The organism is Pseudomonas agronomica (assembly GCF_025917275.1).
In the GTDB taxonomy this organism is placed as follows: Bacteria; Pseudomonadota; Gammaproteobacteria; order Pseudomonadales; family Pseudomonadaceae; genus Aquipseudomonas; species Aquipseudomonas agronomica.
In genome coordinates this window covers 1-6,857 of record NZ_JAOSHO010000272.1, presented here as the reverse complement: position 1 = coordinate 6,857, position 6,857 = coordinate 1, and the positions used below count along the sequence as shown (strand labels likewise).

Annotated in this window: 9 protein-coding genes; 5 read left to right on the top strand and 4 right to left on the bottom strand. The window is 58.4% G+C overall.

Annotated elements, in window-relative coordinates; genetic code table 11:
• Positions 1–233, bottom strand: a 233-nt coding sequence (locus OC610_RS18040; RefSeq protein WP_332880479.1) for an antibiotic biosynthesis monooxygenase, incomplete at its 3' end; no start/stop codon positions are given.
• A gap of 218 nt (positions 234–451) precedes the next feature.
• Here OC610_RS18040 and OC610_RS18035 point away from each other — a divergent pair.
• Positions 452–1,411: a MerR family transcriptional regulator gene (locus tag OC610_RS18035; protein WP_264429520.1), complete on the top strand. Its 960-nt coding sequence runs from the start codon at positions 452–454 to the stop codon at positions 1,409–1,411.
• An 8-nt stretch (positions 1,412–1,419) separates the two neighbouring features.
• On the opposite strand, the gene OC610_RS18030 is transcribed toward OC610_RS18035, so the two are convergent.
• Both OC610_RS18030 and OC610_RS18025 read right to left on the bottom strand, forming a co-directional pair.
• A complete protein-coding gene (locus OC610_RS18030; protein ID WP_264429519.1) occupies positions 1,420–2,025 on the bottom strand; it encodes a hypothetical protein in 606 nt (201 codons plus the stop codon).
• A 52-nt stretch (positions 2,026–2,077) separates the two neighbouring features.
• Complete coding sequence (locus OC610_RS18025) at positions 2,078–2,551, bottom strand: PAS domain-containing protein (RefSeq protein ID WP_264429518.1); 474 nt, start codon at positions 2,549–2,551, stop codon at positions 2,078–2,080.
• Between the two features lie 157 nt (positions 2,552–2,708).
• On the opposite strand from OC610_RS18025, the gene OC610_RS18020 reads away from it, so the two are divergent.
• The 4 genes from OC610_RS18020 to OC610_RS18005 all read left to right on the top strand — a co-directional run bounded on the left by OC610_RS18020 (position 2,709) and on the right by OC610_RS18005 (position 6,034).
• Positions 2,709–3,164 (top strand): flavodoxin, encoded by a 456-nt coding sequence (locus OC610_RS18020; protein ID WP_264429516.1) that lies wholly within the window; start codon positions 2,709–2,711, stop codon positions 3,162–3,164.
• A 148-nt stretch (positions 3,165–3,312) separates the two neighbouring features.
• Positions 3,313–4,095 (top strand): class II aldolase/adducin family protein, encoded by a 783-nt coding sequence (locus OC610_RS18015; protein ID WP_264429515.1) that lies wholly within the window; start codon positions 3,313–3,315, stop codon positions 4,093–4,095.
• A complete protein-coding gene (locus OC610_RS18010) occupies positions 4,095–4,997 on the top strand; it encodes an alpha/beta fold hydrolase (RefSeq protein WP_264429513.1) in 903 nt (300 codons plus the stop codon). The genes OC610_RS18015 and OC610_RS18010 overlap by 1 nt, the downstream gene beginning before the upstream one ends.
• 125 nt (positions 4,998–5,122) lie before the next feature.
• A complete protein-coding gene (locus OC610_RS18005) occupies positions 5,123–6,034 on the top strand; it encodes an SDR family oxidoreductase (protein WP_264429510.1) in 912 nt (303 codons plus the stop codon).
• A 40-nt stretch (positions 6,035–6,074) separates the two neighbouring features.
• Here OC610_RS18005 and OC610_RS18000 read toward each other — a convergent pair whose 3' ends face one another.
• Positions 6,075–6,839 carry an N-acetylmuramoyl-L-alanine amidase gene (locus OC610_RS18000; RefSeq protein WP_264429509.1) on the bottom strand — a complete coding sequence of 255 codons (765 nt, stop codon included), beginning with the start codon at positions 6,837–6,839 and terminating at the stop codon, positions 6,075–6,077.
• Positions 6,840–6,857 lie beyond the last annotated feature (18 nt).

Genomic DNA, 6,857 nt, shown 5'->3' with positions numbered 1-6,857 from the left:
CAGGCCGTGCGCGACGCGGAATGTTCCCATGAATGCAGGGTCTGCTCGTCGGCAAATCTGAAAATGATCTGGAATTCGTCGTCTTCGGGGGGCGGTGCGAGTACGCCTGACCCCAGGTAGCCGGGGAAGTCGGTCGCCAGTTGCTCGCCTTCACGCAACCAGGCGATCAAGTCCTGGTAGCGTCCATTGGCAACGCGGCGCGCAACCATCAAGGTGACGGGGGAGGTAGACATTTTGTATCTCCGGTACAGGCGCGGCGCTCTGGATAAGAGGTTCGCGGGGAGACGCCCCCGTGATAGCGGGATGCGTCTGGTCGCCAATGGCAAAGCAAGGATTATTCCTTGCCGAGCAAAAAACAACAAATCCGCACGTTGACCGAATTTGTCCTTGTCATAACATGGTCGGGAGGGAGTAGTATGGGATCCAATTTTCTGTCGGGAAAGCCCTCGGAATGAGCGTAATCACCGAAGATAACTTCGTGTTCCCCGCATCCACTGCCTTGACGCGTGAAGACTTGTTTCCCATCCGCGAAGTAGCGCGGTTGACAGGGGTGAACCCGGTGACCTTGCGCGCATGGGAGCGTCGCTATGGGCTCATACAACCCACACGCACCGAAAGCGGGCACCGCTTGTATTCCCTGAGCGATATTGAAAAGGTCAGGAGCATTCTCGCCTGGATCGAGCGGGGAGTGGCCGTGAGCAAAGTGGGAAAGATTTTGGCGAGGACCGAGTCGGTACCGCCGGTCTCCAAGTTCATTTCCCCCGACCTAGTTCGCGCCGACTATAACCAATGGCAGCAGCAAGTAGCGGATGCGGTTGGTAATTTCGATGACTTGGCGCTGGACCGCGTCTACGGACAGATTTTTTCCAGTTATGCAGTGCCGGTGGTATTCCAGGACATCCTGATGCCGCTCTGGCGAGAACTGTTGCAGCGCCAGCATGAGTTCGGGCAGACCAGCGAATGGTTGTTTTTCGACGGTTTCCTGCGCTCGCGCGTGATGCAGCGGCTACTGCTCAAGCGCGACGTTTTATCCCCGCGAGTACTGGTCAGCGCCATCGGCGGCCAGTGCCGGGAGTTGGAGCTGTTGGTCACGGCGCTGTTTGTGTCCAAGGCAGAAGTGGGCGTCAGGGTGATGACTGTCGGCCAACCGTTTGACGAACTTATCCTGGTCTGCCAAAAGATCCAGCCCTTGGCGCTGGTACTGGTGTCCAACCATGCGCCGGCGGTCGATCTACCCAAGCGCCTGAAGAGATTGGCGATCAGCCTGGATTGTCCGGTGATGCTGGCCGGTGACGCTTCCGACCTGGCACAGGAAAGCCTGGCGGATTCATCGATTGGTTGCCTGGGGAGCGAAGGAACGGAAATACGCCAGCGTATGCGTCAGTTGCTGGCGGGCAACCTGGACACTTGAAGGGGGTGCTACAAATGCATCGCCGGATGAGCCAGGCGATGCTGCTGGAGGATGTATTGGCGAAGCCGCTCGGTTTCGTCCTGGTCATGCTGGCTCAGGTGATAAGCGTACATGCCGTGGGCGGTTTCCCTTTCGAACGTACCACGCAGTGAAATCCGCTCGTAGCCTGACGGGCTGAACCACAAGGAGAATTGCTTCGGTGGTTTGGTGCGGTTGCGGATTTCCAGCAGTACGCCCTTGCAGGAAACCTCATGTACCCATAACGGGCCCGGCTGGCCGCTGGCGTTTTCCAGCGCCACGGGCTCGTCGAGTGTCAGGCGCCATGGACGAATCTTCGGGCCATCCTCGTAGATGCTCGGCACGCCCAGACGAAGGTGCATGGCATGGAATTCATCTTCGACCAGGTGCAACGGGAAGGTCATCTGCTGGTTTTCGAAGTTGGCCTGCAGCGTGACCTGCTCATTCGCCGCCAAGCGCGTCAGCAAATCCCGGATCTGGGATCCACCGTTTACCAGCAAGCTCGACGTGACATCCCGCTCATTCAACTGCGGGTTGTGCTGCATGGTCCGGATGAAATCAAGCTCATCCTGGGTCAGGAGGGCGTCGCGCTGCATAAGGTGCTCGAAAAATATTTGCGTTATCACTGGTGATTGTAGTGACTGACCATTAATTCGCCGTTTTGTTTTCACCGCTCGTCGAATTCAATCGAGCAATGATCTCCCGGGCTTCGGCCAATTCTTTCTCCAGCTGGGCAACGCGCTGCTGGGCCTTCACTTGAGCGGTGACGTCTTTTTGCACCCCCACGAAATAAGTGTGGCCGTCCGCCTCGTTCTTTACGGTGGAGAGCGACAATTCATTCCAGAAGGGGGCGCCGTCCTTACGGTAGTTGCGCAGCACCTGTCGGCACGCGCCTCCTTGTTTCAAGGCGGCGCGAATGGGTTCCAGGGACGGCTGGTCCCGGTCGCCTGACTGCAGGAAGCGACAATCCTGATAAAGGATTTCGTCGCGGCTGTAACCGGTCAGCCGTTCGAAGGCCGGGTTTACATAAATCAGAATGTTGTCATCACCTTCTTTTTCGGCGATGACGATCCCGTCGTTCGACGCATTGATCACCAATTGCATCAGTTGGGCGTTGATCATGAGGCCTCCAGCCTTGGACTTCCCTGTACGCGCTGCATTCTAGAAGAACGTGGTGGGATGTCCACTGGCTATTATTGGTTGTTGAGAGTCAATCGCAGCTTGAGCGCGCAGCCTGTTACCATGATCACTCTATTTATTCAGTTTCAGGATCAGACCGATGAAAGTCGCCATTCTTTCCGGCTCCGTCTACGGCACGGCCGAAGAAGTCGCCCGGCATGCCGCTAAATTGCTCGGTAACGCGGATTTCGAAACGTTCCTCAATCCACGGGCAACCCTGGCGGACATCCAGGCGTTCGGACCGCAAGCCTTGCTCGCCGTTACGTCGACGACCGGCATGGGCGAATTGCCGGATAACTTGATGCCGCTGTATTCAACGATCCGTGATCAATTGCCCGCTTCATTTCGTGGGCTGCCTGGCGCGGTGATCGGCCTGGGGGACGCCAGCTACGGCGATACGTTCTGCGGCGGTGGCGAGCAGATGCGCGAGCTGTTTGCCGAACTGGGCGTGAACGAGGTGCTGCCCATGTTGCGCCTGGATGCCAGCGAAAGCGTCACGCCGGAAACCGACGCCGAGCCCTGGTTGGCCGAGTTGATCATCGCGCTGCGTGGTTGAGCCACCTGCGGCGAGCACTAATGCTGACTCGCTCGGCCAGTAAGCTGGCTGCCAACGCAACTACCGACCTGGCGGGAGATGACTAGACTGGTTTCTGTCCATGAAAACCATGGCCGTCTCCCTCATCAAAAAGCCAGAGGTCATAGCCGTGAGCGTAGCGCCCATTCAATCGACACCCGGCATAAAGGATCAGGTCAGCGCAGCCGAATGGCAAACCCGAGTCGATCTCGCTGCGTGCTATCGGTTGGTCGCGCTGCACGGCTGGGATGACCTGATTTTCACGCATATCTCCGCGAAGGTCCCTGGCACTGAAGATTTCCTGATCAACCCATACGCGTTGATGTTCCACGAAATCACCGCGTCGAGCCTGGTCAAGATCGATCAGGCCGGCAACAAGTTGATGGACAGTCCCTACGAGATCAACCCTGCCGGCTACACCATCCACAGTGCGGTGCATGAGGTGCGGCACGATGTGACGTGCGTGCTGCACACCCATACAGCGTCCGGTGTCGCGGTGTCGGCGCAGAAACAAGGGGTGTTGCCGATCAGCCAGCAATCGCTGTTCGTGCTGTCGAGCCTGGCTTATCACCCGTATGAAGGGGTCGCGCTGAACCCGGAAGAAAAGGCCCGCCTGCAAGCCGACCTGGGCGAGAGCAATTTCCTCATGTTGCACAACCATGGTCTGCTCACTTGTGGCGGGACCATTGCCGATACGTTCCTGATGATGTTCATTTTCCAGCGAGCCTGCGACATCCAGGTCATGGCCCAGACGGGCGGCGCCGAATTGATTGCCATCGAGCCGCGGATATTGGCCGGCGCCCGGGCGATGGTCGCCGGCGTGACCAAAAGTGCCCAGGGCATGGGGGGCGCGTTGGCCTGGCCAGCGCTGCTGCGCAAACTGGACCAGCAAGATCCAGGCTATAAAAGCTGATGCCCATGGTCCAGATCCCGCTGCGTATCTGGCGTCAGCGCGGCCAGACATTCATGTTTCGCGGCCACGCCATCCGCTATTGGACGGCCGGGCACGGCGAGCCGTTGCTGTTGATACATGGGTTTCCGACCGCCAGTTGGGACTGGCATTACCTGTGGCAGCCATTGGCACAGCGTTATCGAGTCATTGCCTGCGACATGCTCGGGTTTGGTGATTCCGCCAAACCGACGGAGCATGCCTATAGCCTGCTGGAGCAGGCCGATCTGCAACAGGCATTGCTGGTTCACCTGAACGTGACGCAAGGTGTCCACGTATTGGCCCATGATTATGGCGACAGCGTGGCCCAGGAGTTGATTGCCCGGCATGGCGAGGCGCGCATTGACGTCGCCAGCTGTGTCTTCCTCAACGGTGGCCTGTTTCCCGAAACCCATCGTCCGGTGTTGATGCAAAAACTGCTGCTCAGCCCCTTGGGCTGGCTGGTTGGCCGGGCTTTCTGCAGGGACGGCCTGGTGAAAAGCTTTCGGCAGATTTTCGGTCCCTGGACCGGTCCCACCGAAAGCGAGCTGGATGATTACTGGAGCCTGGTCGAGACCCACCGCGGACCGCGAATCATGCACAAGCTCATCGCCTATATTCCCGAGCGCCGCGTGCAGCGTGATCGCTGGGTCCGGGCGATGCAGAGCGGCGAGGTGCCGTTACGGTTGATCGACGGGGCATTCGACCCGATTTCCGGTGCGCATATGGTGGCCCGTTACCAGGCGCTCATTCCCCATGCCGACACGGTGTCGTTGCCTCACATCGGTCATTACCCGCACACCGAAGCGCCGGTGCAGGTGCTCAATCACTACCTGGCATTTCGCGAGGCCATCGCTGCGCCTCACAGGCAAATGGCCTGTTCATGATGGGTTGCCTGCATCATCCCTGCACCTTATCGCCCAACATTCACTTTCAACCCAGTTGATTGTGACCAGCGGACTTGTACCCGACACTCCCGTTCATTGTCCTACGGCCTGCTGGAGTTCTGCCCATGAATGAGTCTGTGCGCTTCGAAGATAAAGTCGTGATCGTCACAGGAGCCGGTGGTGGCCTGGGACGTGCCCATGCGCTGCTGTTCGCAAGGCAAGGCGCGAAAGTGCTGGTCAACGACCTGGGGGGCTCGGCCCAAGGGGAGGGCGCCAACGCTTCGGCGGCCGACCGGGTGGTCGCCGAAATTCGCCAGGCCGGCGGTATCGCCGAGGCCAATCATGACTCCGTCACCGATGGCGACAAGCTTGTGCAAAACGCCCTCGACGCGTTTGGTCGCGTCGACGTCGTCGTCAATAACGCTGGCATCCTGCGAGACAAGACCTTCCATAAAATGGACGATGCCGACTGGGACCTGGTTTACCGCGTCCATGTCGAAGGAGCTTATAAAGTCACCCGCGCCGCCTGGCCTCACATGCGTGAGCAGAATTATGGCCGGGTGATCTTCACCGCCTCCACGTCTGGCATCTACGGCAATTTCGGCCAGTCCAACTACGGGATGGCCAAGCTCGGTCTCTACGGCCTGACCCGCACCCTGGCCATCGAAGGCCGCAAGAACAACATCCACGTCAATGCGATCGCTCCCACCGGTGGCACTCGCATGACTGAGGGCCTTATCCCGCCGCAGGTGTTCGAACAACTCAAGCCTGAACTCGTCAGTCCGCTGGTGGTGTACCTGGCCAGCGAAGCCTGCCAGGAAACGTCCGGATTATTCGAAGTGGGCGGCGGCTGGATGGGCAAGGTGCGCTGGGAGCGCAGCCTCGGCGCCGGGTTCGACCCGCGCAAAGGCTTCTCACCTGAGGATGTCGCCGCTCATTGGCAACAGATTTGCGACTTCGAGGACGCGGTGCACCCGAACGACAATCTCGAAGCCCTGAAAGAAATGATGGCTAACCTGCAGCGTCACACTGTCTAGCATTTTTGCCCGGGCCGGTTGCTGTCATCCGGTGACCTGCTCAGGGAAAATATTTCTTCACCAAGGCCGCCAGGTTCGCGGCGGTCTCAATATCGATCACGCCGTCATATCGGGCCGGGCGAAAGTGCAGCTGAAAAGCGCGTACAAGTCGCTGGAAACCGGCACTTGTCGTGGCGGCGGAGGTGTCATAGCCGTATCGCTTGAACAGCCCGAGCAATTGTTCGCGCAGGGGGATGCCTTCGGCTTGATACGTCTGCACGAAAGTGTCTCGGGTGGCGTCATCGAACCAGGCCCCGATACCTTCCAGATACAGCGCATGCCACGGGAACATCGGACCTGGATCACTCTTGCGTCCGGCGGCGATATCCGAGTGCCCGACCACGTTGACCGGACTGATGTCCGGGTAGCGCCTGAGAATATCCTTGGCCAGGTATTCAATCGCCTCGATTTGCTGGGCCTTATAAGGTGGAAAGGTAAACTGGCCTTGGTTGTCAGTTGCCAGGTTGACAATCTCCACGCCAATGGAAGTGTCATTCAAGTTGCTGCGATTACCCCAACTGCTCACGCCGGCATGCCAGGCGCGTTGGTTTTCGTCTACGAGATTAAAAATCTGTGGTTCGTTGAAACAGGCTGCGGGATAAGTGGGGTCGGACAAGTCAGGGATAAGGTAATGGGCGCTGACCGAAGGTCCGGTCAACGCATTGATCGAGGACGCGAAATTTCCGGCGGTGTAATGGAATATCAAAAAACGAATGCGACTGTTATGTCCTTTATTTGAACGATAGCTGTAATTGTTTATTTGCATGGCAAGAACTCACTGTTA